Origin of the sequence: Paraburkholderia sp. RL17-347-BIC-D (assembly GCF_046027915.1) — a bacterium.
Classification (GTDB): domain Bacteria; phylum Pseudomonadota; class Gammaproteobacteria; order Burkholderiales; family Burkholderiaceae; genus Paraburkholderia.
The window spans coordinates 1-279 of the sequence record NZ_JARESS010000295.1; the positions used below are offsets into that span (position 1 = coordinate 1).

The 279-nt window shown below is 68.8% G+C and carries 1 pseudogene; it reads left to right on the forward strand.

Annotation, left to right across the window (positions count from 1 at the left end):
- Positions 1–72: 72 nt before the first annotated feature.
- A pseudogene (locus P0D96_RS48645) lies at positions 73–279 on the forward strand (cytochrome c); the annotation flags it as partial.

Sequence of the window (279 nt, forward strand, 5' to 3'; positions counted from 1 at the left end):
TGCGCTGGCCTACTGGTCGGCGCGGGCGATCCGCACGCAATATCTGAAGAACCCCGGGCCGCTGGTGAGCGTATGACGAAGAAGACCGATATCCAGCGCCTCATGCGGGCGATGAAACGCGTGGGCGCGGCGGCTGTGCTGGGCATGACCACACTGGCCGCGCACGCGGCAGCGCCACAGAACCAGAACGACGCGGCACTGATCGCGCACGGCCAATATCTCGCGCGGGCCGGCGACTGCATCGCGTGTCACTCGGCGCCCGCGGGCAAGCCCTTCGCC